Origin of the sequence: Chlorogloeopsis sp. ULAP02 (assembly GCF_038404745.2) — a bacterium.
In the GTDB taxonomy this organism is placed as follows: domain Bacteria; phylum Cyanobacteriota; class Cyanobacteriia; order Cyanobacteriales; family Nostocaceae; genus Chlorogloeopsis.
This window is the reverse complement of the sequence record NZ_JAYKTT020000001.1, coordinates 45,414-70,546: the sequence shown is the minus strand read 5'-3', so window position 1 is coordinate 70,546 and position 25,133 is coordinate 45,414. Positions and strand designations below refer to the sequence as shown.

The following is a 25,133-nucleotide window of genomic DNA, read 5'->3' as shown; positions in this document are numbered from 1 at the left end:
CAATTACCTGTATGAATAATCAGCACCAACACACTATTGGTTTAGTTATTTACCCAGATATGACCCAATTAGATATTACAGGGCCGCACCAAGTTTTTTCTTCAATCCCTAATACTCGTGTTTTATTATTATGGAAGTCCCTTGAACCTGTGGTGAGCAATGGCGATTTAACAATTTTACCCACTACTACTTTTGCTGAATGTCCTCAACTTGATGTTTTATGTGTACCGGGTGGAGTTTTTGGTACCGTCCAAATCATGGAAGATGAAGAAGTATTGGCATTTTTGCAGGCACATGGGAAGACAGCTAAGTATGTTACTGCCGTTTGTACAGGCTCCTTAATTTTGGCAGCAGCTGGTTTGTTACAAGGGTATCGAGCAGCTTCTCATTGGGCATTTCGAGAGCAACTGGAGTTAATGGGAGTACAAGTCAGTACACAAAGAGTAGTTGTAGATGGCAACCGAATTACTGGTGGAGGTGTAACGGCAGGAATTGATTTTGCCCTGACAATCGCAGGAATACTTTGTGGTGAGGAGACTGGTAAATTCATCGAATTGATGCTTGAGTATAATCCTTCACCTCCATTCGGGGTAGGCTCACCAGAAAAAGCGGGTGTTGAATTGATACAAGCTGTAAAACAAGTTGGAGCTTCATTGATAAATGCATCCGATGCAGCTAGTAAACGAGTAGCTTCTAGGTTATCTTTAGTGAACTCTTAGCGTGCCAAAGAAGGCAACAAACCAACAATTCCTGGAAAAGCAATAATTAGCACTAGCACCAATAACTGCAGCAGAACAAACGGTACGGCACCGCGATAAATATCAGTTGTAGTAACTTCTTTGGGTGCGACACCCCGCAAATAGAACAGGGCAAAACCAAAGGGAGGTGTGAGGAAAGAAGTTTGCAGATTTGCTCCCAAAACTACACCAAACCAAACCAAGTCGATGCCTAATTTTTGAGCAACTGGTACAAATAAAGGCACAACAATGAAGGCAATCTCAAAAAAGTCGATGAAAAAGCCAAGAATAAATACTACTGCCATGCTCACAATCAAAAAGCCGATTTTGCCGCCGGGAAGATTGGTAAGCACATCGAACATAAATTGATCGCCATTTAATCCCCGAAAGACTAAACTGAAGGCTGTGGAGCCGAGCAAGATAAAAACCACCATGCTGGTGATGCGCACAGTAGAATCGCAGACTTGACGCAACGATTCCAAAGTTAGTTGACGGTAAACAGCAGCTAGTGCGATCGCTCCTGCACAACCTACAGCGCCTGCTTCTGTGGGCGTAGCGAAACCAAAAAAGATACTACCCAACACTAGTAAAATCAATACTAAAGGCGGCAGCATTACCTGAATGATTCGCCCTCCTAAGGCTTTACCACCAATATCTCGCACTTGAGCAGGTAAAGCAGGTGCTACCTCTGGCTTCAAAAACGCTACGACTAAGACATGAATCGCATAGGCACTTGCCATCATTAAACCAGGAATCACCGAACCGATGAACAAATCACCCACCGATACACCCAACTGATCCCCCAGTACTACCAATACCACGCTTGGTGGAATAATTTGTCCTAACGTTCCTGATGCGGCAATGACACCAGTAGCTAATTCTTTGTTGTAACCATAGCGCAACATAATTGGCAGAGAAATCAAACCCATCGCTACCACTGTTGCCGCCACGACACCTGTAGTCGCTGCCAAAAGCGCTCCCACCAATACCACAGCGAGCGCCAGCCCACCACGTAAGCGCCCTAACAAAATCCCCATCGTTTCTAATAACCGTTCTGCAATCCCAGACTTTTCCAGCATTGCGCCCATAAAGATAAAGTAAGGGATAGCTAGTAGAGTGTAGTTTGCCATGATGCCAAAAATTCGTTGGGGCATGGCAGTGAGAAATAGTGGATCGAATACATCTAGTGCAATACCGATCGCTGCAAATAACATCGCCACTCCACCCAGCGAAAAGGCAACTGGATAACCTAATGACAGGAACACTAAAGCACCCGCAAACATTGTAGGGCCAAGCCACTCATAATCAAATGTCATGGCGTTCCTCCTGGGATTCGAGTTCGCCTGTGAGAATTGCTAAGTTTTTGATAGCCTCAGAAATTCCTTGAAAAATTAGCAATACAAAACCGACAATAATCATTGCTTTAATTGGATAGCGTGGCAAACCACCAGGATCGGGTGATGTCTCCCAAATTCGCCATGAGGCAACGATAGCATCCCAAGAAAAAATAATTACCATGATGCAAAAAGGTATCAGAAAAAATACTGTGCCGACAAAGTCTGCTAATGCTTTACGCTTGGGTTGCCAATTACTATAAAAAACATCAACTCGGACATGTTCGTTATGTTTGAGTGCGTAAGCTGCTCCCAACAAGAACACTAAATCAAAAATATACCATTGTGCTTCTATGTAAGCATTAGAAGTCAGGTTGCTGCCGCTAAAACGTCCCAACCATCGCCCAATCACATTCCACACGCCGAGTGTTACCATTACTAGCACCAACCAACTGGTATATCGACCGATGCGTTCATTGCAGGCATCAATAATTCTTGATAGTTTTAATAGTTTTTCCAATGCACTTATTACCTCTTGAACTGTCGTAAATGTAGTGTACGGCAGAAGAGTAGAGTTTGTTGGAAATAAGGCAGCTATGCTGTGGGCAGAAGGGACAAAGATTTTCTGATTATGTGATCAATTAGATTTACCGTCGCTGCCAAAATACTCCCTATATGCACATATTTTGTCTCCACGCACATCAAAGGAAACCGCAACCCGATTTTTGTAAGGTTGTCCGAATAAAAGTCCTTCGTCTCGAAATTCAAATACAACCGTTGTCTCACTACTAGTAATACGGTCTAAGGATGTTAACTGTAAACCTGGACTAAAAGTTTGGGTAACGTATTGAAAAAATTCTTGTGCTCGTTGTTTGCCTACATTTAATCCGTGAAATTTTCCCATTGGAAACCAAAAGCTGAAGTCTTCAGTGAGTATATCTAAAAATTGCTTCCATTCACCTGTTTCCATACCATGCCTGAAATATTCAAAGGCTTGCTGGGCAACTTTTAAAGTATGTTCTGAATTTTGTACCATTGCCACCCATCCTAAAGCGAACTTAAATATTTTTACCTATTCTGTTTGATTTTCAAATTTGCTTTCCCAAAGCGACCGCACTCTACACAATTTCCCTGAGATGATCTACAAGTATGATTTACCTAAGCTGATTATGTTCTAAAAACTATACCAAAAAGTATAATCGTAATGTATGCAAAAAATATATATTATGCGTGGTATAAGATGTGTCATTCTCAGAAAATATCCATCAATCTATTAACAGTACTCAAACAAAGCTAGATAGGTTTTTAGTTTGTGGATTGGGAAGTTTAGGTCAGCATTGTGTTGTAGTCCTGAAAGAGTATGGTGCTAATGTTAGCGCAATAGATCTAGTACAACCAAAGAATTGGGATGTATCAAACTTAGAGAATTTATTAGAAGATTTATTGATCGGAGACTGCCGTCAGGCAAGTATTTTAGAACAGGCGCATATTCGTCAATGTCGAACTGTGCTTTTAGTGACAAGTGATGAGCGAGTCAATATAGAAGCTGCATTTGCAGCACGACTTTTAAATCCTCAAGCTCGCCTGGTTGTACGCTCTGAAAAACAAAATTTGAATCAACTTTTAAGTGAAAATCTTGGTAATTTTATTGCTTTTGAGCCGAATCAACTGACAGCTTCTGCTTTTGCTTTTGCAGCTCTTGGTGACGAGAATCTTGGATACTTTAACCTTGCAGGGCGCAAGCTGAGAGTCGCAAAGTATCAAATTCAACCTCATGATCTTTGGTGTAATAAGTGGCAGGTACACCAACTAAATACTTCTTTTCGGCGGATATTAAATCACGCTAGTCATTCATCTGAACTGCCCAGTCATTTTTATGAGTGGGAGGCAGAGACAGTATTGCGCTCAGGTGATACTATCGTTTATATCGAAATTGCAGATCTGTTTCCCTTAGCACAGGGATCGGCAACTAGAACCAAGCCAGAAGCACGACGGTTGTGGCAGAAAATTTTCTTGGGTATGTCATGGAATAATCTCAAACAAAAGCTGATGCAAGTTTGGCAATCAGGCGATCGCGATCGCACTGTACGAGTTGCAATCATCTGTGGCATTACAGTCATCTTTCTGTCTTTTTGGGGAACAATTCTCTATCGCTGGCATTATCCCGGCATCAATATCGCAGAGGCTTTTTATGCTACAGCTGTCTTGCTGTTGGGAGGATACGGTGATGTCTTCGGAGGTGTTGAATTTGAGCAACAAATGCCAGGGTGGTTGCGGTTGTTTAGTCTGGGGCTAACATTGGCAGGCACGGCTTTTGTTGGAGTGTTGTATGCACTGTTAACTGATAAACTTCTTAGTTCAAGATTTCAGTTTTTCTTTACTAGCCCACGTCTGTTGATACCTCAACAAGATCATGTTGTGCTGATTGGATTAAATCGAGTCGGGCGGCAAGTTGCGACGCTGTTGCAGGAACTCAAGCAACCCATCGTTGGAATTACCAGTACAGCTGTTGAACCAAATTTCTCACTTCAATTGCCAGTAATTGTTGATAACTTTACCAACGCTTTGGCTACTGCAAATATTACTGATGCTAAAAGCGTTGTTGTCATTACTGAAGATGAGATGGAGAATCTGGAAATTGGTTTGATGGCTCACTCTCAGGCTGCTAACAGTGGCTTGGTGCTCCGCACCTACAATCGCCAATTTAGTGATAAGGTAGCGCAGTTATTTTCTTATGCACAAGTGCTGTGTACTTCTGCTTTATCGGCAGAAGTTTTTGCTGCTGCCGCCTTTGGAGAAAATGTTCTTGGCTTATTTCACTTGAATAATCAAACGATTCAGGTGGTAGAGTACATGGTTGAGGATGGCGATACACTGAATGGATTGATGTTATATGATATCGCCTATGGTTATGGCGCTGTACCAATTCTTTACCAAAAGACATCACCATCACCTGCCAAGTTAATGCCCGCTTATGAAACGCGGCTTGCTGTTGGCGATCGCATGATTGTTCTGGCAACTAGTAATAGTCTGCAACGAATTGAACGAGGTGAATTGTCTCCTCGCAACTGGTACGTACAGGTTGAGAAAGCTTTAACTAGCGATGCTATTTTTGATGGCGCAAATGAAATCAGTATTATTTCCGGGTGTAGTATCGGCACTGCTAGGGATTTGATGAGAAACTTGCCTGGGCGATTACCGCAACCACTATATAGACAGCAAGCCCAGCGCTTAGTATTTAAGCTCAATAAATTAAGAGCGATCGCGCACTTGTTACCTGTAGATAGCACGACAGAAAATTCAACTCACCCAAGTTGTTAATTAATTGCGATCGCCTACAGGTTTTATCACTATCAACAGGACAGCAAATCTCCTAGAATAACTGTATTGAGTGATCGATAAGGATTGCGATCGCTATGACTGCAACCACCAAAAAACTGACTTTTGCAGAGTATCTTAAGGATAACGATGGCACCGATACCCAATATGAATTGCTTTCTATTAATATTAATAGCTTTTTATTTTCTGCGTGGGGCGAATTTACAAACCCACTCCTACTTTTTGAAGAGCCAGATAGTTTAGATTTTCGAGTAACTAACTCCACGAAATTTCAAAGTTACTCCTACTGAAGAGCCTGCTGAGTTAACCGGGCGAGAAATGTGATAATTCAACCCGCGAAACTTGCCGTTAATCTCTGTTTGGGCTATTTCAATATTTTGAGAATTAGCTTCATAAGATAAACCGCGATAATTCAGTTTCATGATTTCAAACTCCTGGTAGTTAATTTTTGAAGTTGTTTAATTACCCGAAGTTTTCGCAACCTTTTTACATAACTTTACAATCTGTCTTGATCACTTATGTGACAAATCCCTAATAACGAACTTCTCTTCCCTAAAGGAGCTTTAGATTAGGTTGATAAGTTTTACTTCTCTATGGTTATATAACCATAGAGAGATGAATTATGAGTGACGTTTAGTAAGGTGCTGAAATAGAAGTTGAATACCTAAAGCGAGTAAACCAACAGCAACTATGCCAAAAACTCCAGACGCCAAAGCAGTCATCCCTACAACTAAGGTACGAACAGCGGAGGCGATATTCAATACGATTGGATTGTCAGAATGAATTGGTTTATTAGCAAACGTTGTCGCGATCGCAATCATGAGGGAGTATGCTGCAAATGCCAATCCTCCCGACATTACAGATCCGATGACACAGCGTAAGGGAGTTACTTGAGCTTGCGTTTGAGTATCTGTTTGTTGTGTTGCATTGGGTTCACTCATAAAATTTGAGATTCACTAAATAACGTTTAAACGGATGATGCTACTTTAATGCCGTGTGTAACCAACTGAGTCACGAACAATTCCAAATCTTGATCAGGTATTGCTGTTGCGACACTCAACATAACTTTTTCTGCCTGCTCTTTAGATTCGCATATTGCAAACACACTTGGGCCAGAACCAGACATCATTGTTCCCAAAACGCCTTCTTGTTTAGCAAATGTCTCTCGTAGTTCCAAAACTTGTGGGTAAGCTGGCAATACTATTTTCTCCAAATCATTGTGCAGTTTGGACGCAATTTCTGTTCCATCCTTGTGCAAAATAGCTTTCACCATTGCTCCGGAATGCACTGCCGAAGCGCGCGCTGCTAAATCCTCTTTATCTTTTATATACGAACTGCCAAAACAGGCACGATAAGTTTTGTATGCCCAAGCTGTGGAAACTTCTAGACTGCGATACTTCGCCAATACTATATATATGTTATCCAAGCTAGGTAGGGGAGAAAGTTGCTCGCCTCTGCCTGTAGCAATAGCAGTTCCACCAGCAATGCAAAATGGAACATCAGAACCCAAAGCCGCTGCCAATTCTTCTAATTCCGACTGAGTTAATCCCAACTTCCACAGCAAATCTATCCCTACCAAAACTGCTGCTGCATTTGTTGAACCCCCCGCCAACCCAGCAGCTACAGGAATGTGTTTGGCGATCGCGATATCTACACCACCATACTTGGCATAGACATCAGGAAATTCTGCTGCCATCAGTTCTGCGGCGCGGTATGCTAAATTACTTTTGTCTGTAGGGACTTGGGGATGGTTACAACGAACGCGAATGGCTTCTGTTCCCCCTACTTTCACATCAATGCGATCGGCAAGCCCGATACTTTGAAGTATCATTGCTAACTCGTGAAACCCATCAGGGCGATCGCCAATAATTTCTAGATATAAGTTGATTTTGGCAGGAGCGATGAGACTGTAGGAACGCATAAAAGTTGTCAGTTATCAGTTATCAGTTATCAGTTATCAGTTTTTCGCTGTTAACTGATTACTTAAAGCAACCCACTGCGTGACGCTGAGATCTTCAGCGCGAGCTTGGGGATTTATTTCTAATTGTTCCAGTAATTGAGTCAAGCGATCGCGTTCTACTAGCGATTGCAAATTATTTCGTAGCATTTTCCGCTTGGCTGCAAACCCCAATCTTACCAAAGTCTCCAATTTTTGTGGCTCGTCTGCTGCTGGTTCTATCTTACGGGGTGTGAGTCGCACCACTGCTGAATCTACTTTGGGCGGTGGGTGAAATGCTCCTGCTGGCACTATGCTAATCAACTCACACTCTGACAAATATTGCACCCGCACCGACAAAGCACCAAACGCTTTTGAACTTGGTTTTGCTACCAATCTTTCTGCTACTTCTTTTTGTATTAATAAAACGATTAATTCATAAGGCTCTGGATGAGGTTTAGCAATTGTACCCAAGAGTTTTTCTATTATCGGCCCGGTGATATTGTAGGGAATATTAGCAACAACTTTCTTAGGATTTTGAAAAGCTGAATTTTCTTCTAACAGAGATGGTAAATCTAACTCAAGAAAATCTCCTTGTAAAAGCAAGAAATTTTCAGCCTTTCTAAATTCTTTGACTAAATGTTTGCACAAATCGCGGTCAATTTCTACTGCAACCAAAGATTGCACCAACGGTAATAAACGACGAGTCAGAATCCCCGTACCGGGGCCGATTTCCAGAATGCGTTCATTCTCTTTCAATTCAGCGGCTCTCAAAATCTCAGTCAGAGCCTTTTCACTTTTGAGCCAATGTTGAGCAAGTACCCTGCGCGGTCGTATCATCTATATTGACCTTCTAGCCTTGTTTTTAGCTTTTTCATAAAAATCTATTTCTTACTTTTTTCTTACTTTTTACTACCTATTTTTAGCGCATTTTGCCCATTTTCTTATTGACATGATAAATTTTGTATGGTAATGATTAGGCTTGTTGTCTGGCTCGGAGAGCTAATCCAGAGAGTAGGGCAGGCTCAAATAGACTTTTAATATTGTCTATGAAAATGGGGATTAATCAAAAATTTAGGCATTGCATTTCAAGATTTACTTAGTACAGCATTTAATTAATTACTAGCAAATTCTCTCTCGAAAAACTCCGCGTACCTCAGCGCTAACTTTGCGTTCCTTTGCGTTTAAAAACACTACGATTTTAATTACAAAATCTTGTACCTGGTTAAACTTAAAGCCAAAAGACTTTTTCAATAGATTTATTAGAATCATTTCAATATAAAATTAGTCAAAAATTTTACCTACTCATACAAGATATTATATTTAAGCGTGTTTTTTCTAACTTTTCGCATTTCAAAGTTAAGTGAATATCAGGCTAATATTGCTAATAAACAATACCAGTAGTTAGTCTTTTGCCCAATACCTTTGGTTTTTGTATAACAGTCTGATTGTTTAGTTTTTGATAGTTTTGTTGCAGCTTACAAATTGCACGTTGCCTTATTCTACAAATAAGGGCGTAGGGAACATCTTGCTTAACTCAGGCGAGGTGTAAATGCATGGTACAAGCAAAAATCAAGCATAATTTATAACCTCAAAGGAACTGACTTGAGACAGATGAAGCAACTTATTTATCAGTTAACCCCAACTGAATCCACAACACAACAAGTACCAACACTCAAATCCAGATTGTTAGCAATCCTAATAGCTGGAGGAATGGAAGCGGTAAGAGCAACATTGAGTCATCCGCTTGTTGACATTGGTATTGAGATAATGAAAAAGTTGCTGGACATGAAATAAAACTGCCTCTTGTGGTTTAGTAATTAAGTAGCCGTCATAAACTTTCTTCCCTTCTACCTGGTTACTGAGCGTAGTTGAAGTACTGCCTCCTGCCTTTTAGCAAAGAAGCGATCGCTCAAAGATATACAAATGTACCATAAATTACCAAATTCAGTGGGGTGCGTTAGGCTAGCGTTAACGCACCCTAGAATTTATGTTTAATTATCATGACACTATTACTGTAAACTTAAACCCCATCATTAAACTTACAGACGACCAATTTTATCAACTGTGTCGTGAGAATCCTGATGTCAAATTTGAGCGTAATGTCAAAGGAGAAATAATTGTCAAATCAAATTCAACTCAACAATTCGCCCAATTGATGCTGAATTAATATCCCTTTTAAAGTCTCATTCTCTGCTCTTAAAGCCAGATTCTCTGCTTCTAATTCTCTAATTCTTTCTTTCAGTGCTTCTTTACTCGTACCTTGCCTGTGAATAACAACTTCTTTATATATTTCTAAATTAGTATCTTCATTCATCCACCTTTGATAAGATTTGGTATGCTCTTGTACTGTATGTCCCATATAATCTGCCATTGTCTTAATTGGGACTTGTAAACGATGACCGCGAATAGCATAAGCATGACGTAAATCATAAGGTCTAAAACCTACACTACTGGTTCTAAACTTGATATAAAGTTTTGCTGTTTTATTACTTAATTTTCCACCATTAAAAGGAAGTTTTATATTTTTCAAATCAAATAAATCTATCCAATGAGGATATAAAGGTGGGATACCGCAATTGCGTTCACCAGTCTTAGTACCTGCCGTTAAACTAGGATTAAGAGTAACTAAATGAAAAGTATTAGCTGGGTTAGTAAAAGCTTCTAAATCTATAGCAAATAGTTCATGAGGTCTTAAACCATAAGTTGCTAACATTCCATACGCCCATTGCCATTGTTCGGGTAAGGTAATATTCTCCTTACTAGCATAAGGTGATAATGGTACTCCTATTTTTGCAAAACCTTGAATAATTTCGTCATCGTTAGGAATTTTCCGAATTGTAGGCGTGGGTAGGGGAGTTGCGTAAGAATTAATAATTTTAATACCATCAAATCCACAAAACTCACAAAACTTCTTCAGTTGCCAAGCTAAATAAAATCGAGATGGTGTATTTGGCTTAGTTTTTTGTAGTGCTACTTCTAAGCTTTCTTGGGAAAGAGGACTATCTTGTGGAAGCTTTTTTAAATGCCTAATATAATGGCTTTCCCAAGTCCGAATTCCTTGTCTGTTTTGTTCGTGAGTTTTCCAAAATTCCTGCTCATATTCTTGAATTAATTCACTAATGAGTTTTGCATTTTTCCCCTCATTTAGTGATGCTAGTTTTTGTGCTTGCTTACCCAACAGTTCTGGTGTCCACTGAAATTGTTTAGTAATTAACAATAAATCTAATTCTCGTGCTTTAGCGATCGCTGCTTTCACACCAATATCATTGGCAACAAAACCTAATGACAGAGTGTACTGTTTATGAGGGCTACCATTTTTACCTACATCACCAGCTTTACAGGGGAAAGAACCTTGCAAACCAATAGACTTAGCACTAGTAAGCTTTAGTTTTATTTTTACCCTATCTAAACTTAAAGCAGTGTTAGCTTGCTCAACAGTGTGCTTGATTCTCAAATACTCACGCTCCATCTTTACAAACTCATCTGTGGCAGTATGCTTGGATTTCCACTGCTTCCACTTCGATGGTTCCCATTTCTCGATTGGAACACCATCCCATTCGGCTTTGCGAGGATCGTAGCTACTGGATTGGTTGCCAGACATAGCAATTTTAATTATTTCTTAATTGAATGGTGTAGCCTCAGCTGACTCTGATTTTAAAGCGTAAGTCCTATATTGGTTGTAAGCATATGTAAAGCTCTTTCATACTAGAGATTCTGCCAGCTTTCTAGTAAATTTATGCTGATTTGTTAATGACAAGAGCGAATTTCATAATACCAGGGGGCGAAAAATTATGAACAAAATTATCAACACCAGCACAAAAAATATTTTCCCTATCATGCTAGTGGCAATATTTGCCAGTCTCAGTAGTTGTAATTCTAGTCCTAACTCTAGTAATGTTGACAGTCAAACTACCAACACGACAACATTACCAACCCCAAATAGTGAGACTCCTACATCACCTACACCATCTCCAATCCCTACAGCATCCATATCACCCACACCAACCGAAACTCCAACTACGTCTAGTCTCAACACTCAATCGAGCAATAAGCCACCCTTACCTCAAGAAAGCCCCACTCAAAACAAAACTTCTTCTCAGAGTGCTGCTGCTAAAAGAGTAGATGTGACTTTATATACAAGTGATTCTCAATGCCAAGATCTAATTCCACAAAAAATTGAAGTCTCTGCAACAGAGCCAGTTACGGGTACAGTAGGTAAAATCTTAGAACAACGGGATAGTGCAGACTTTAGCTTTTCTGGATATGATGTTAACATTAAAAATGGTGTTGCCACAGTAGATTTACGAGTATCCCCTAAGTCCCAACGGCAAATAGCTTCTCTGTCTAGTTGTGAGCAGTTTGCTCTATTTGGCAGCCTCCGCAAAACCCTCACCAGTAATTCTCAGTGGGGGATTAAAGAAGTTCGCTTTACTGAAAAAGGCGAGGAAATAGTGCTTTAAGAAAAAGGCAGAAGGCAGAGAGAAGTTGGAGCGGAGGCTTCCTCCGATGGTGCGAGCGGGGATAGCTGTGGTTGCTGTGCAACCACAGCGTCGGCTCTGCCGACAGCAGAAAAATCGGAGATTTTTCTGCCCCCGCCGCACCTGCATGGCAATCCAAACTTCGGAGGGGCAGAAGGGTTAAACATTTTCTATGTTCCTGTTCCCCCAACCCTGTTCCCTTGCCTCCACCCGTAACTTTAATTTTGCCTAACCTACTAACTTTCCTGCTTGCCGCTCTGAGAATTGAGCCACTGCTCAAGCAACTCTATCAAGATGTCGCTCATTTGTCGCTCTTGAGAAGCCGCTGCTGCCTTAAGCTGACGGTGCAATTGCTTGGGCAGATAAACAGTTGTACGGGTATAATCTGGATCAGTACTTTTAGTCGTGCGAGAACTGTTTTCAGCACTTGGCTGAGGCTGATCCCTTTGTTGACGACTGCGGGCAGCATCAATTAACTCGTCGAAACGGCTACCTTTTTTCTTGCTAGTCATGGTAATATCTCCTCTCCAACCTCGGCATAACATCGCCACGCAATACGCGCATAAGGATCTTTCACTGCATTGACTGGCACCCCTTCTAAAGCTGCCCGTTGAAATACAGCCAGTCGTCGAATTTTAGACTTGAATACAGGCAGTTGCGCCCCTTCTAAGGCTGTTTTAGCATCTTCCCCTGCTTTGTTGGGATTGGGAGGAATAATAGTCAGCAAAATTCGATAATTTGTCTTCAGTTTCTGGAGCACATCAACCATTTGCAGTGTTGCAGCTAAAGCGATCGCATCAGGAGTTGTGGGTATAACAAGTAAGTCACACCCCTTAGAAATAGTTTTTAACTCATCTGCATCAGGTCTAGCTGGGGTATCAATTACTATATGCTCGTAAAATCTCGCTAAATTCACCCCCTGCTTTTCATCTGTCACCTTAAACGGTAATCTACCTCGATTTGACCAGTCTAAAGCACTGCGGTTCAAATCTCCGTCTACTAATAGGGTGTCAGCTTTAGTTTGGAGATATGTGGCTAGGTGTAGCGCAGTTGTTGACTTGCCTACCCCGCCTTTAAAAGCCGCTACTGTGATAATCATTTTTCGTAATAGCAAATAATGCCAAGATTCTACTGCAAGTGTATAGATGTTTAAATGCTTAGATGTGTTTTGTATGTTTAAACATCTAAATGTTTCAATATCAAGGTATTGTTAGTATTCAATGCTTAAACATTCAAATTTTTAAACGTTTAAAAGTTCAGATACTTTATTCTATGAGCAAAAAGCTATATAGCTAAATATATATATAAAACAATAAAAATATATCTATTTGCTTTAATAACCATTTTTGACTTAAAATTTTTTGAAATTTTTGATAAGTACCAAAACAAAATTAAGCTGTTTCCCCAACCCCGTTCCTTTGCCTAACCACATCTGGCAGATCCCAATAAATCAAGCCACAATAGAGAGTCATGACTGCGTGGTGGGATGGGTGCCATGAAACTAGAGAAAAGAACTACGCTGCATTTTCAGGAAGGAAGTTCTGACAAAGTTTATGAAGTAGATTTGTGCCAGGTAAGTGAAGGGCGTTATGTAGTAAATTTTCGCTATGGGCGTCGTGGGAGTAACTTAAAAGAAGGAACAAAAACTACTCAGGCACTACCTTTACAAGAAGCGCAGCGAGTCTTTAACAAGCTAGTAGAGGAGAAAACAAAAAAGGGATATCGTGATGTTGCCGACACGGAGAGTAGTGTAACGCCAGTCGATAAAACTGTTGAGGAGAAAACTGTTTTAGATGAAAATCCAAGAAAACAAGCAATACTCAAGCGCCTTGCTAACAATCAACCCAGCACATGGAAATTAGAACGGGCAATTTGGCGGGCGGGAGAACTTAAAATTACTGAAGCCACACCTTTGCTACTAAAACTGATCGGCACTGGTGAAGCTTTGAGAGATTACTGCATTGCCTGGGCATTAGGTTGGTGTGGGGGTAAAGGTGCCATTCCCGCACTCATCAAACTATATCAAAATACTTCCAGTCCAGAATTTGTGAGTCGTGTTGCCTTTGAAGCACTCCTCAAGCTTTCAGATGCAGACACAAAAGCTGCTTTGCAAGCCCAGATCATAGAGTTTTTGCCACCAGAATTGCAAAAACTGGCGCGAAATGGTTCAGCAGCAGGGTTTGCAGCAGAACTCCGCACGTATTTAGAACGCAGCAACTACAAAGGTTTTGCAGTTTTGGATAAAATTTATCAAATTGATAATCAGTATGTGCGTCCAGCATTAATTGATATTTTATGCAAAGCGCCTTTCAAACCAAACTACTTTCAGCGCCTGCGTCACATTTTTAAGATGGCTGAATATCGCCATGATGCCGAAGTATTTGGTATTCTTGCCTATCGCTTGGAGATAGAAAGGGCAAGCTTTTCTAGTAAAGAGTATCATGTGAGCCTTCCTAATGATGGTGGATACTTAGGTAAGTATGGTTGGTACGACTCTCAAACAGGGCAATATAACAACACTCACAGAAATGAAATCAAAGAAGAACTAAAACGTTCTGAATCACAAATTGCATACAGTAGCAACACTCGTGAATATTTACTGCGGCGAGTGTGGCACACCTTGAAACAATTAGGTGAAGAGGGTGAACCTGACTATGTAAAAATGGCTGTTGACATTCTGCTTCAGTATTCTGATGCGGATGCAGAAAAAGTTTGGGAGTCAACTTTCTATCGCTGGGAACGTTCCAACTGGACTCGGATTGAGTTTAAACGAAATTGGGATGCCTACGCTGGTTATTTAACTTTTAACCATATCCTCTACGAAAACAGTCCCCGTTATGAGTTAAAGCACAATTCCAAAGCATGGCGCTGTCGCGAAGGCTATAAACCAGGCGATCCAGAACCACCAACACGAGAAGAGGCGTTTCCCGAACTTTGGGATCAACATCCACAAGCACTGCTGCAACTGCTATTAGAAAGGGATTGTCAACCCATTCATTGTTTTGCTGTCAAAGCCTTACGAGCATGTCACCGCTTCTGTGCTTCTATTAATATAGATACAATAATCAAACTAGTTAACAAACCTTATGAAGTTACAGCGCAATTTGGTTTTGAACTAGCATTACTTAACTACAATCCCGCCTCACCAAACAAAGAATTAATTCTTGCTTTAGTTAATTGCCTATCTGAACGTGCTCGTACTCAAGCTTGTCAATGGATAGAGCAACAACGCGAGTTCTTTTTAGAAGACAGCAACTTCATCACAGCTTTAGTTGTCAGCCAACAAAGCGATACTCGCACCTTTGCACGCAGATTGCTGGGAACTTCAATTTTGAGCAATAGTACATCTAAAATACTCATTGGACGCATCATTGCCGAATTGATCGCATTTACACCAGAAGCTTCTCCTGAGTTAGCAAAAGAAATTTCCGAAACCCTAGTGGTATGCTTTCCACTTCAGTTACGAAATTTAAGCTTGAGCGTAGTCAATGACCTTTTAGCACATCCCATCTTGGAAATTCAAGAATTAGGTGCTCGTATTCTCCTCAATCATGAAACAACTGCCGAAAACTTGCCGCCACAGATAATCGAATCACTTCTGGCATCACCTCACGAAACATTGCGAGTTTTGGGTATTAGGCTTTTTGGTCAACTGCCAGATGAGAAACTTATAGGAGAAGAGAGTGATTTGATTGTGGCAATGGCGGTGAATGCAGTTGAAGATATCCGCAATGCCATCAAACCAATTATTTATCGATTAGGAGCATTTTACCCAGCTTTTACCGTCCAGATAGCATCTGATTTGATTGAAATTCTCCTCACACCAGAAAAACACGAAGGAGTTCACAGCTATTTGGTGCGTTTGTTACGAGAAGACTTGCAGGGATGGATGCCAAGCATCAACAAAGAAACTACTTTAAACTTACTCCAGGTACAATCCTCGGTTCCACAGGAATTAGGTGGTTTGTTGCTGGGTGCGAATTACCAAGATTGGCTGTCAGAATTTACTACTCACGAAATCGTTAAACTTGCCAACCATGAAATTTTGTCAGTGCGGGAAGCTGCACGGCAGATGTTTGGACAAATCTTAAATCGCCTGCGTACAGATCCACAAGAGATGTTAGTGGCAATACGGATGTTAGAAGCAAAGTGGGAAGATTCACGAGAATTTGCCTTTAAGATATTAACAACAGAGTTCAGCGATCGCGAATTTACACCAGAAGTTTTAGTCAGTATTTGTGATAGCGTTCGAGAAGAAGCACGGAGACTTGGGCGTGATTTATTAACTAGTAACTTCAAAGCAGCAGATGGAGAAGAATATCTGTTGAAATTTAGCGAACATCCATCAGCAGATATGCAGTTATTTGCCACTAACTATTTAGAAAAATATGCTGTAGGTAATCCAGAAAGATTGCGGGAGCTAACACCATTTTTCATCAGTGTATTATCTCGCGTCAATCGTAGTAGCGTTGCCAAAAAGAGGATTTTTGCTTTTTTAGAAATGGAGGCACAAAAAAGCGAAGCAGCGGCAAAAATTGTGGCAGAAATTATAATTCGACAGTCGGTAACAATAGCTATTGGAGATAAAGCAGCGGCGATACAAATTATGTTGAAAATTCATAAAAAATATTCGCAATTGAATTTACCGATTCAGGTGAAGCCAGTTGTAGATGTTAGAAATTAGTGTTCATATCACGGTAAATGAAAAAACTCTGTGTAGCTCTAAAAATATTCAGTTTGATGAACTATGGTCATGCTAATTGGGAGCATCCCAAATGTTTGATTTTATTTTTAAACGCAGAGGAGCGCAAAGGTTCACGCAGAGGAACACAGAGGTTTAAGTCGCGCTATTTGCTTAGTATCTTAAAAAATCGGGATGCTCCCTGCTAATTGAAGCCTTTAAGTTTATACCAATCTCCTTTGAGGATGCAATTAATATTAAAAAAATAACCACATAGACGCGGAGCGGCTTCCCGCAGGGTAGAGCACAAAGAACACAAAGGAATAAATTGGTCTAATTAAGTGCAATTTTATATAGAGTTGATATTAGTTTGCTACGTATCAATAGTAAAATTTAACTTTAGGAGATGAAGAATGAAAGATTATCACATTAATATTTTCTACAGTGAAGAAGATGAAGGCTACATTGCTGATATACCTGACTTGAAATTTTGTTCTGCTTGGGGTGAAACACCAGAGGAAGCACTGCGTGAGGCAATGATTGCTAAAGCTGCTTGGTTGGAAGCCGCCAGTAGTGAAGGTAAACCTATCCCTCAGCCTAAATATCGACCAATAATTTATCAATTTAGCTAATTTTAAGCAAAAATACTTATCAAAAATAATCAATAATTAATAACAAAATTATGGAATTTAACTACACATACAAAGGAAACACATCAGTAGTAGAACAAAGCGGAAACACGCAGATGTCATTCTCCCCAGACACAAAGCGCCCGCCTACATACTTTATTGGCGAACTGCGACAAAACGTGGCATTTCGTGAAGCCATTAGCGCCTTACATGATGTTGTTATTTCTGACTTACGATTTAAACCTAAAGATAAAACCGCTTACAAAGAATGGCGTGCCAAGCAAGAAGAAATTAACTGGGATTTAGTGATGGCAATGCGACAGGATGTCACTACTAAAATTAAGGCACTACAAGTAGAATTAAATGAATTAAATCAGCGCAGTTATGAACGCTTGCGTCCTTATTATCAAGCCAGAGAAGAATTTCGCCGTTTTGTTTGGCAAAAACAACTAGACTTTTACTTTGTATTTGATCCAGTTATTACAGTGCATCCTGATGAAGTCTTTTTTGAGTGCTTTAGTGTAGATGAATCAACTTACGGACGTCTGGGAGCAAGTTACGAAGTATTCAAAAATATTAATGAATTTGCCTGCGGTACTACAAACGTTGATTACTCAGCAGCGCTTTATGATGAGTTTCAAAAAATTCGCAGTTATAAGACTACTCAATTGCAAGTCGATCCTTCTGGTTTTGAAGTTAAAACTACTAACGAAGAAGCTTATAAAGAAGTAAAAATTGATTTACCAGATAGCTGGGTAAGGGGATTTTTACAAGTAAGTTCGGCGATGTGTTTACCCGCAACCCGGTTTGATTTACACCCGATGGATATTCACAATATCTGTTTTGTAATGCGTCGCCACAAAGAGAAAAAAGGGCCGCGCAGTATGCGCTATCATCTCAAACCAGGTGAACCTGTGCGGGTGGTGTTTGAACCATGGGATATTGAAGTAGTTTGCCCGCGATCGCCCTATACTGGTTCCCAAGAACAAACCATCCGCGTTTGGGGGCGTCGCCGCCTCCACATTCTCGAACGTCTTATTGCCGTTGCCAAAAAGTTTACCGTTTACCTGCTAGGTACGGGTATGCCTTCCTTCTATGTCGCCGATCTAGGTGATATGTCGTTCACCCTTGGTTTATCGGGATGGACTGCCAATGATTGGGCTGGTGCTGGTAATTTTGACTTAATGGCACCCCGTGCCAATGTCGATGAATGGACGCAGAAAATTATTTTTGATGGGCTGCGGGAGAATTGGTTAGAAACGGCGGATAGTTTGTCACAGCGCTTGAATTTGAGTCGCACGGCAGTGTTGGGAGCTTTAAGTGCTTATACACAAGCAGGGCGTGTTATTTATGACTTAAATAAAGAAGTGTATCGGGTGCGAGAACTCAGCCGCGAACCGTTACCAATGGAGAGATTACGCTTTGCCAACGAACGAGAAGAAAGTGCAACCAGGTTTTTAAGTCAAAATGCAGTGCGCTTAACAACAGTCAGCGAGAAAGATAATGCCTTAACCGTGCAAGGTAGCATTCAGGACAAATCAAAAACCTACAATCCTGCTTTGACGATTGATAGAGACGAGCGTATAATCAACGCAGAATGTACTTGCAATTGGCATCAGCAAAATAAGCTGTACAAAGGCCCTTGCGAGCATATTCTGGCACTGCGAATGCAGCACGCCCGTCAGTATAGATAATCACGTGCTTTGAGTTGGTAAATAACCTTGCAATTCGGACGGTGTGATCGCCGTCCTTGCGTTCAGTCTCACCGCGCATCACTAGCCCGCTCTTGACTGTGCGGTCTTACGGGTACTGTAGGTGTTCCGGTTTAACTTCCGTGAAGTGAACGATCCTACAGTACCCGTGCCCGCTTGAGTTGAGCGATCTAGTCCTGAGGGATTTACGAAGGGTAACCAACATTTCAAAGTGCGTGATTTTTTATTATCTATTCTTTATACTTAAGTAATTTCACCAAGTCCTTTCTCCGTGTCAACCTCAACTAAGAGTATTCAACCGGACTCGATCTAACCCCCATGTTTTTGTATCTCTCTAAGTTGCTGCCGCTATTTTTTTATCCATTAGGGCTAGCTTGTTTGTGTTTGCTGGTAGCACTGTTCATGTTGTGGAAACGTCCCCGCATAGCTGCGGTTGCGATTGGGTTGGCGCTAACTGTTTTATTACTTAGCAGTAATGTCTGGATAGCGAGCTTACTGGTGCGATCACTAGAGTGGCAAAACCTTCCACTTACGGAAATACCAAATGCAGAAGCAATTGTTGTTTTGGGGGGTGCGACAAAATCGGCTCTGCCACCACGACCAGGTGTAGACTTAAATGATCGCGGCGATCGCGTAATTTATGCCGCTCAACTTTATCGACAACAGAAAGCACCTGTGATTATTCTCAGTGGTGGTCGCATCGATTGGCAAGACAGTATCAACGCATCAGAATCACAGGATATGGCTGCAATCCTTACATCAATTGGCATACCCCCAGCAGCAATTATCGAAGAATCGGAATCTCTTAACACTTATCAAAATGCAGTCAATGTGAGAAAAATACTTGAAGCCCGTGGTATTCGCCGCATCTTGTTGGTAACTTCAGCAATGCATATGCCGCGCTCAATCCTTATCTTCAAGCGTCAGGGTATCGACGCTATTCCTGCACCCACAGACTATACCATTACCTATAAAGAATTTGCAGGACTCGCCAGCACTCCCAAAGCCGCACTCCTGAACTTGTTCCCGGATAGTAATAACCTACAAAATTTTACTGCTGCTCTCAAAGAGTACGTTGGTATTTTTGTTTATCGCTTGCGGGGCTGGCTATAAAGAATAGTTGTAATAATAGATGAGGAGTTAGACTGTGACTCCTAAATTTTTTATTCCTAAACTTGTAATTTGGTTATGTCAAAAGACTTACCACTTATTATCCCTTCGCCTCAACCCCAAGTTGAAGAAAGTTTTGCCGCCTACCAAACCACTCACCAATTTTATCAAGAAGTTCAAGTACGCTCAGAGCATCAACAATTTTGTGAATGGTACCACACAACAGCAGAACGACATCGTCAAGAGCTAAAAAGGATGCGCGGCGAATTTAATATTATGCAGTTTTTTCTTCGCCGCCAATGAGGGATTTAGATGACTTCTAACTCATTTTCACGGAAGTGAGCTTTAAATTTTTTACTAAACTGAACTAGAACTGGCAAGTTGGCACTGACAGGTCTATCATGCCATTGAGTCACAATATCTACCACTTCCCCCTCTGTACCTTTGAGGTCAAAAGCATTACCGCGATGCTCAGGATGATGGTAAACTACTACGGATTCTTTAACGCGGACGCGATCGCCTTTTTTCATAACTACATTTACACCTAGCTTCTGCTTTTCCACAAGTGTCTCCACAGCCATCCCTCACTGAACTTGCTTCATAAAAAATAGACTGCTTGCAAAAGTCGCTGTTGGCTTCTAGGTGGTATCAGGGCATAGTTTCATGCCTGTTGCACCCACCTGCCAGACAAATAAAGCCTGCCCGTGCAGGCTTTCATATACCTTCTTCCTCAAATCCTCATCTGTTATTTTGAACTCAAAAATAGAGACGAAACAGACGAGGTAATCTCAAAGTAGCCCAGTACTTTGGCAAGATGTCTAACTTTCTTATCTTCACTCTAGTTGTTCCCTTGGTCAACTCTTTGGCCAACTCTCTCAATATAGAATCAAGCAAACCAGCTAGTGCCAAGAGAAAAGTTGTACACTGATGCGTCAAAATTTCCGTCAGGCTAAGGTGGTTTAGTCCTTAAGTGGTGATATTTGACTAAGAAAAACGTCAAATTAGGTTTAAGCAAAGAAATTTGGATGAAATTATTTTATGGAATTTATTATAAATTGACACTACATGATAACTAGTTGCCTTGTCTCTATCTACTTTCAAACCTAAAGCCATTCTCACTTCGTTCTATGTGTCAATCTGCAATTACAGTTACCGTTAAATTGTTCGCTGCCTATCAAGAGGCTTATCAAGTGCCAGAGCTAGTATTGGAATTTCCACCAGAATCACCAGTTGCCGCAGTACGCGATCACCTAATTGCCGAACACCCCGAACTCCATCAATGGCGGGAACTCACCCGTTTTGGAGTTAACTTGACATTTGTTGAAGGAGATACAATTCTACATGACGGTGACGAAGTAGTGTTAATTCCACCGGTTAGTGGTGGCTAGTCACTCAAACAAAAAAAGCTCCCATGACCGAGAGCTTCAATTCGGGATATAGATTCGTCATGTAGTAGTAACTAATAAATTTTTACTATAGTTTTATGACAAGAGTTTGTCACTGGTATGTTGGTGTTATGACCTATATTTTGATGACAAAGCAACAGTAAACATTTACTCATATCAATCACTACGTAATATAGACTCTTACTAATCTAGTTTGGTAATGAAATTACATATGATGTAAGCGAAAGCATTCGTGTCAAATTAACTTACTGTTTTTGACAATGCAGAATTTGTTGAATTTAGAATAATAGCTTGTACAACTACTGAGTACAAATTTTCATTAAATTTGTCTTAAATATCTGTAGAAAATATTTGCCACCTAAAAATTTACAGCGGATTGTAAGTTAATGGAGTACACCCCTCCTTAACTCTCTCCTTGATAAGGGGAAGCCACCCTCCGGAATGTACTGTACTCTGTACAAAACAATACTCTTCAATTAAAAAACAAAAAATCTTGAAATTTTGTCTCTACAAACCGACTTACTCAGTTCAATTTTACAAGTATTTTCAAAAAAAACCCTTATTATCGACCGAGTAAAGGGAGTTAATAACTTGCATTTTCAATAATTACCATGTAAAATATCTAAATAATATTAAAGTACTAAATATCGACCGACATTTTGTAGATACTGGAACAAGTTGAATGAATTTGTGGCAGCGTGTTGTAACAGAATTGAAACACAGTATTTTGCAAATCGCCAATAGAGTGAGGATAAATTCAGTCCAAGGTTGTCTATCGCTTATTTTGATGGGTGCTCGAATATCCGTTAGGGTTAATGCCAGAGTAATAAGTAAATTTAGTGCGGTTTCGGCAGCCTTTGGAAAGAGTAATTGATGTTGAAGTAGTAAAACAGCAAACAGTCGCAAAATCAAGAGCACAATAATAATTTAAGGAGTTGGTTTGGACATGGCTATTAATAATCAGCTCGCTCACAAGCGAATTCGCATCAGAATTCCAAGAGACTATCATCAAGAACCTGTGATTTCTCGTCTAGTTTCCGACTTTGGTTTGACTGTTAACATCGCAGCGGCTATTCTCGGTGCTAATGCTATTGGTGATGGTTGGTTTGACCTAGATTTACAAGGAACCGAAGAACAAATTCAGAATGGACTAACTTACTTTAAGGACTTGAAATTAGAAACTTGGGATGAAACTAACGTCGGCAGTTGGTAAAGCTAGTCATTAGTAGCTAGTAGTAATTACTAGCTACTATACAAGCGAATTTAAAAAGCAAATATTCTATTTCATCTACAAGTTAATCGGTGCTATGACTAACTTTAAATTTACGAAAATAGCCCCAATCCATACCCGGATTCGAGTGCCTCAGCACTATCACAGACAACCAGTAATTTCTCGATTGATATCTCGCTACAACCTAACTGTCAATATCAAAGCAGCATCTCTCATAGCAGGTGATAACAACTGTGGTTGGTTTGACTTAGAACTTCAGGGAAAGCCAGAACAAGTGGTAAATAGTCTTTCTTACCTGCAAGGATTAGGTGTGGATTTGATGCAAGTAGCGATCGCAGGTAACATTGAGCCAGATCAAGACTCACATCCTTTTCCCATTTCAGGCAGCAGTTTCGCTACAGGTGAACCTACAGCAGTTATAAGCGGATGGAAAACCGAAATCTACCCTCAAATTTCTAACAATCAAACCAATCGACTGCGTGTGCAATTGTGCATTTCAAAAAAACACTACCAAAAACCTGTAATTTCTGAGTTAGTTTCTAGCTATGGCGTCACAGTTAATATTACGGGCGCACTATTAAAACCAGATATCCAAGATGACGGATGGTTTGACATAGAGCTTTGGGGTAGATCGGAGCAACTTTTTTCTAGCTGGAATTACCTACAAAGTTTTGTATAAGTTTTGATATAGATAAGTAAAAGCAACACTTGATTGACGAATTTAAAAATACTATTTTTATTAACTTTATCTTAGGACTTACGCAAAATCTCTCTAAAATCCTCTTGACTCCGTGCTCTGTGCGTTCTCTTTTGATTGTGAATATTACTGGAGCAAAGCTGGGAAAACATACAAACAGAGAGGGGTGTTTTGACGTTGAAATCAAGGGAAAATTATCGCAAATCTCTCTTGCTCTTCTTTATTTAGAATCTCTCAATCTCATTATCTAAGAAAAACCTAACGTCGACGGAGATAGCTGGTATTGTTAGGAGTTTAGTTTTTATATGTACAGGTGGGTTGATGTAGAAGATATTGCATCATTTGAGAAAATTTCTGCTCAACCCCCGTACTAACTAAATTTCATAATGCCAAATCTGTTCTTCTTTCAAGACAATTCGGTGCAAAGGTAAACGGTCAATTAATCCTCGCTCTTCTAGATTTGAGAGAATACGAGTGATAGTAACGCGAGTTGAATTCAGCATTTCTGCGATGTCTTGATGTGTGAGCCGCAAATCAATTAAATGACCATTTTCAACTTCACGACCAAACTTTTTAGCTAGCCAACCTAGTAGTTTAATCAGCATTATTTCCACAGTTTTATAGCTGCGAATTACCATCAATTCCTCCGCCTGTTGAACGTGTGCGAGCAGCACTTCTGTCAGTGGATACCATTCATTTGTGGGAACAATAGTTACTTCTACCTTGGTTAAACATTCAATTTCATATGGCTCGATTTTTGAAAAAGCTTTACCAACAATATCTCCTGGCCCCCACACTCCCAAAGTTACAAGCGTCCCATCTTCATGCCATGTCAAATTTCGCACTATTCCTTTTTCTAGCTTCCAGAGAATATTTGGCTGAAGCGGGATAAACGAGCGTGGTTGAAAATGTCGGCGAATACTTTGATTCGCATGATTCTTTGTAGGGGAAGAGGCAAACATTATGACTAAAACCTATTTATCGATAAAGTAACCGTAGTTTTCAACTATATCAATAAATCATGCTCTTGGATAAGCTCTTTGGGACACTAGATACCAAAGTGTGATCATGCTTGCTAGTTTGCAGAGTTCCCCTAACTTATTTTCTAATTGCTACTTTCCTAAGCATGCATCGCTGATTCCCGATCTCGCTTTGCTGCTTTTACTAACAAACTTCGGACTTCTTCATCGGAGGTTTGAGGAAAATTCTCGTACCATAAACCAACACTGTAGAAAGGCGTAGGTGTGACGGTGCAAACGACTTCGTCCACTTCAGATTCAAACTCCTGGCACGTTTGGGGTGCGGCAACAGGCACGGCAATCACAAGTCGCGCTGGTTGTTGTGTTCCCAATGCCATAATCGCAGCCCGCATGGTTGCACCGGTAGCTAAACCGTCATCTACGACTATGACGGTACGTCCACGAACCACTGGCAAAGGGCGGTTACCTCGATAAAGGTGTTCTCGTCGCTCCAGTTCTTGTCGTTGTTTTGCCTCTTCTCGACTTATTTCTGTCTCTGTCAGACGAAGCGATCGCACTATATCTTGATTCAGAACTCTTACACCACCACTGGCAATTGCTCCCATTGCTAACTCTGGCTGATCGGGTACACCTAATTTGCGTACCACAAAAATATCCAAAGCAGCATTAAGCGCTTTGGCTACTTCAAAGGCAACAGGTACACCTCCCCTTGGCAGCGCTAACACTAGTAGATCTGAACGGTTAGCATAGGCAGCTAACTCCTTAGCCAAAAATTGACCTGCTGCTGTTCTGTCTTTATGTAGCACAGTGTCCACGCTCCTAAAAATGTTTCTTATAGATCTAAAAAATTTATTCACCAC

At 40.6% G+C, this 25,133-nt stretch carries 25 protein-coding genes; 12 read left to right on the top strand and 13 right to left on the bottom strand.

What is annotated here, in order from left to right; all coding sequences use genetic code 11:
* The first annotated feature begins 11 nt into the window (after positions 1 to 11).
* Positions 12 to 719: a DJ-1/PfpI family protein gene (locus U2718_RS00310; protein WP_341999187.1), complete on the top strand. Its 708-nt coding sequence runs from the start codon at positions 12 to 14 to the stop codon at positions 717 to 719.
* Here the strand turns inward: U2718_RS00310 and U2718_RS00305 are convergent.
* The 3 genes from U2718_RS00305 to U2718_RS00295 form a co-directional block, all read right to left on the bottom strand.
* The gene (locus tag U2718_RS00305; protein ID WP_341999186.1) at positions 716 to 2,053 is read right to left on the bottom strand and encodes a TRAP transporter large permease subunit; all 1,338 of its coding nucleotides are present in this window, start codon (positions 2,051 to 2,053) and stop codon (positions 716 to 718) included. The two genes, U2718_RS00310 and U2718_RS00305, sit on opposite strands and share 4 nt — an antisense overlap.
* On the bottom strand, positions 2,043 to 2,591 hold the full coding sequence (locus U2718_RS00300) for a TRAP transporter small permease subunit (protein WP_341999183.1): 549 nt from the start codon (positions 2,589 to 2,591) through the stop codon (positions 2,043 to 2,045). The genes U2718_RS00305 and U2718_RS00300 overlap by 11 nt, the downstream gene beginning before the upstream one ends.
* Positions 2,592 to 2,708: 117 nt before the next feature.
* Positions 2,709 to 3,107 (bottom strand): nuclear transport factor 2 family protein, encoded by a 399-nt coding sequence (locus tag U2718_RS00295; protein ID WP_341999180.1) that lies wholly within the window; start codon positions 3,105 to 3,107, stop codon positions 2,709 to 2,711.
* 206 nt (positions 3,108 to 3,313) lie between these two features.
* Here U2718_RS00295 and U2718_RS00290 point away from each other — a divergent pair, with 206 nt between their 5' ends.
* Positions 3,314 to 5,392 (top strand): potassium channel family protein, encoded by a 2,079-nt coding sequence (locus U2718_RS00290; protein WP_341999179.1) that lies wholly within the window; start codon positions 3,314 to 3,316, stop codon positions 5,390 to 5,392.
* A gap of 257 nt (positions 5,393 to 5,649) precedes the next feature.
* On the opposite strand, the gene U2718_RS00285 is transcribed toward U2718_RS00290, so the two are convergent.
* The 4 genes from U2718_RS00285 to rsmA all read right to left on the bottom strand — a co-directional run bounded on the left by U2718_RS00285 (position 5,650) and on the right by rsmA (position 8,186).
* Entirely contained in the window at positions 5,650 to 5,832 is a 183-nt protein-coding gene (locus tag U2718_RS00285) for a DUF4278 domain-containing protein (protein ID WP_341999178.1), read from the bottom strand.
* Positions 5,833 to 6,030: 198 nt separating this feature from the next.
* The gene (locus tag U2718_RS00280; RefSeq protein WP_341999175.1) at positions 6,031 to 6,351 is read right to left on the bottom strand and encodes a DUF3082 domain-containing protein; all 321 of its coding nucleotides are present in this window, start codon (positions 6,349 to 6,351) and stop codon (positions 6,031 to 6,033) included.
* 26 nt (positions 6,352 to 6,377) lie between these two features.
* On the bottom strand, positions 6,378 to 7,331 hold the full coding sequence (ispE, locus tag U2718_RS00275) for a 4-(cytidine 5'-diphospho)-2-C-methyl-D-erythritol kinase (RefSeq protein ID WP_341999174.1): 954 nt from the start codon (positions 7,329 to 7,331) through the stop codon (positions 6,378 to 6,380).
* A gap of 36 nt (positions 7,332 to 7,367) precedes the next feature.
* Positions 7,368 to 8,186: a 16S rRNA (adenine(1518)-N(6)/adenine(1519)-N(6))-dimethyltransferase RsmA gene (rsmA, locus tag U2718_RS00270; protein WP_341999172.1), complete on the bottom strand. Its 819-nt coding sequence runs from the start codon at positions 8,184 to 8,186 to the stop codon at positions 7,368 to 7,370.
* Positions 8,187 to 8,960: 774 nt separating this feature from the next.
* Here rsmA and U2718_RS00265 point away from each other — a divergent pair.
* Entirely contained in the window at positions 8,961 to 9,143 is a 183-nt protein-coding gene (locus U2718_RS00265; protein ID WP_341999170.1) for a hypothetical protein, read from the top strand.
* A 337-nt stretch (positions 9,144 to 9,480) separates the two neighbouring features.
* Here the strand turns inward: U2718_RS00265 and U2718_RS00260 are convergent, their stop codons facing one another.
* A complete protein-coding gene (locus U2718_RS00260; protein WP_341999167.1) occupies positions 9,481 to 10,950 on the bottom strand; it encodes an integrase in 1,470 nt (489 codons plus the stop codon).
* Between the two features lie 190 nt (positions 10,951 to 11,140).
* On the opposite strand from U2718_RS00260, the gene U2718_RS00255 reads away from it, so the two are divergent.
* Positions 11,141 to 11,809, top strand: coding sequence for a sporulation/spore germination protein (locus U2718_RS00255; protein WP_341999165.1), 669 nt, complete (start codon positions 11,141 to 11,143; stop codon positions 11,807 to 11,809).
* Positions 11,810 to 12,063: 254 nt separating this feature from the next.
* Here the strand turns inward: U2718_RS00255 and U2718_RS00250 are convergent, their stop codons facing one another.
* Positions 12,064 to 12,339 (bottom strand): CopG family transcriptional regulator, encoded by a 276-nt coding sequence (locus U2718_RS00250; protein WP_341999163.1) that lies wholly within the window; start codon positions 12,337 to 12,339, stop codon positions 12,064 to 12,066.
* Positions 12,336 to 12,926 carry a ParA family protein gene (locus U2718_RS00245; protein WP_341999161.1) on the bottom strand — a complete coding sequence of 197 codons (591 nt, stop codon included), beginning with the start codon at positions 12,924 to 12,926 and terminating at the stop codon, positions 12,336 to 12,338. Before U2718_RS00245 ends, U2718_RS00250 begins: the two co-directional genes overlap by 4 nt.
* A 396-nt stretch (positions 12,927 to 13,322) precedes the next feature.
* Between U2718_RS00245 and U2718_RS00240 the strand changes: the two genes are divergently transcribed.
* The 5 genes from U2718_RS00240 (at position 13,323) to U2718_RS00220 (ending at position 20,262) form a co-directional block, all read left to right on the top strand.
* The gene (locus U2718_RS00240; RefSeq protein WP_341999159.1) at positions 13,323 to 16,511 is read left to right on the top strand and encodes a WGR domain-containing protein; all 3,189 of its coding nucleotides are present in this window, start codon (positions 13,323 to 13,325) and stop codon (positions 16,509 to 16,511) included.
* Positions 16,512 to 16,921: 410 nt separating this feature from the next.
* Positions 16,922 to 17,140 carry a type II toxin-antitoxin system HicB family antitoxin gene (locus U2718_RS00235; RefSeq protein WP_341999157.1) on the top strand — a complete coding sequence of 73 codons (219 nt, stop codon included), beginning with the start codon at positions 16,922 to 16,924 and terminating at the stop codon, positions 17,138 to 17,140.
* Positions 17,141 to 17,190: 50 nt separating this feature from the next.
* Entirely contained in the window at positions 17,191 to 18,831 is a 1,641-nt protein-coding gene (locus U2718_RS00230) for an SWIM zinc finger family protein (RefSeq protein WP_341999155.1), read from the top strand.
* A gap of 336 nt (positions 18,832 to 19,167) precedes the next feature.
* Entirely contained in the window at positions 19,168 to 19,962 is a 795-nt protein-coding gene (locus tag U2718_RS00225; protein ID WP_341999154.1) for a YdcF family protein, read from the top strand.
* A gap of 75 nt (positions 19,963 to 20,037) precedes the next feature.
* The gene (locus U2718_RS00220; RefSeq protein ID WP_341999153.1) at positions 20,038 to 20,262 is read left to right on the top strand and encodes a hypothetical protein; all 225 of its coding nucleotides are present in this window, start codon (positions 20,038 to 20,040) and stop codon (positions 20,260 to 20,262) included.
* A gap of 5 nt (positions 20,263 to 20,267) precedes the next feature.
* Here U2718_RS00220 and U2718_RS00215 read toward each other — a convergent pair whose 3' ends face one another.
* On the bottom strand, positions 20,268 to 20,540 hold the full coding sequence (locus U2718_RS00215) for a ferredoxin-thioredoxin reductase variable chain (protein WP_341999152.1): 273 nt from the start codon (positions 20,538 to 20,540) through the stop codon (positions 20,268 to 20,270).
* Between the two features lie 546 nt (positions 20,541 to 21,086).
* On the opposite strand from U2718_RS00215, the gene U2718_RS00210 reads away from it, so the two are divergent.
* From U2718_RS00210 to U2718_RS00200, 3 genes are all read left to right on the top strand, one after another.
* Positions 21,087 to 21,347 carry a MoaD/ThiS family protein gene (locus U2718_RS00210; protein WP_341999151.1) on the top strand — a complete coding sequence of 87 codons (261 nt, stop codon included), beginning with the start codon at positions 21,087 to 21,089 and terminating at the stop codon, positions 21,345 to 21,347.
* A 964-nt stretch (positions 21,348 to 22,311) separates the two neighbouring features.
* A complete protein-coding gene (locus tag U2718_RS00205) occupies positions 22,312 to 22,578 on the top strand; it encodes an NIL domain-containing protein (RefSeq protein ID WP_341999150.1) in 267 nt (88 codons plus the stop codon).
* 94 nt (positions 22,579 to 22,672) lie between these two features.
* Entirely contained in the window at positions 22,673 to 23,275 is a 603-nt protein-coding gene (locus tag U2718_RS00200) for an NIL domain-containing protein (protein WP_341999148.1), read from the top strand.
* A 392-nt stretch (positions 23,276 to 23,667) separates the two neighbouring features.
* Here U2718_RS00200 and U2718_RS00195 read toward each other — a convergent pair whose 3' ends face one another.
* Both U2718_RS00195 and U2718_RS00190 read right to left on the bottom strand, forming a co-directional pair.
* On the bottom strand, positions 23,668 to 24,255 hold the full coding sequence (locus tag U2718_RS00195; RefSeq protein WP_341999146.1) for a Crp/Fnr family transcriptional regulator: 588 nt from the start codon (positions 24,253 to 24,255) through the stop codon (positions 23,668 to 23,670).
* Between the two features lie 158 nt (positions 24,256 to 24,413).
* The gene (locus U2718_RS00190) at positions 24,414 to 25,079 is read right to left on the bottom strand and encodes a phosphoribosyltransferase (protein WP_341999144.1); all 666 of its coding nucleotides are present in this window, start codon (positions 25,077 to 25,079) and stop codon (positions 24,414 to 24,416) included.
* Positions 25,080 to 25,133: the final 54 nt, after the last annotated feature.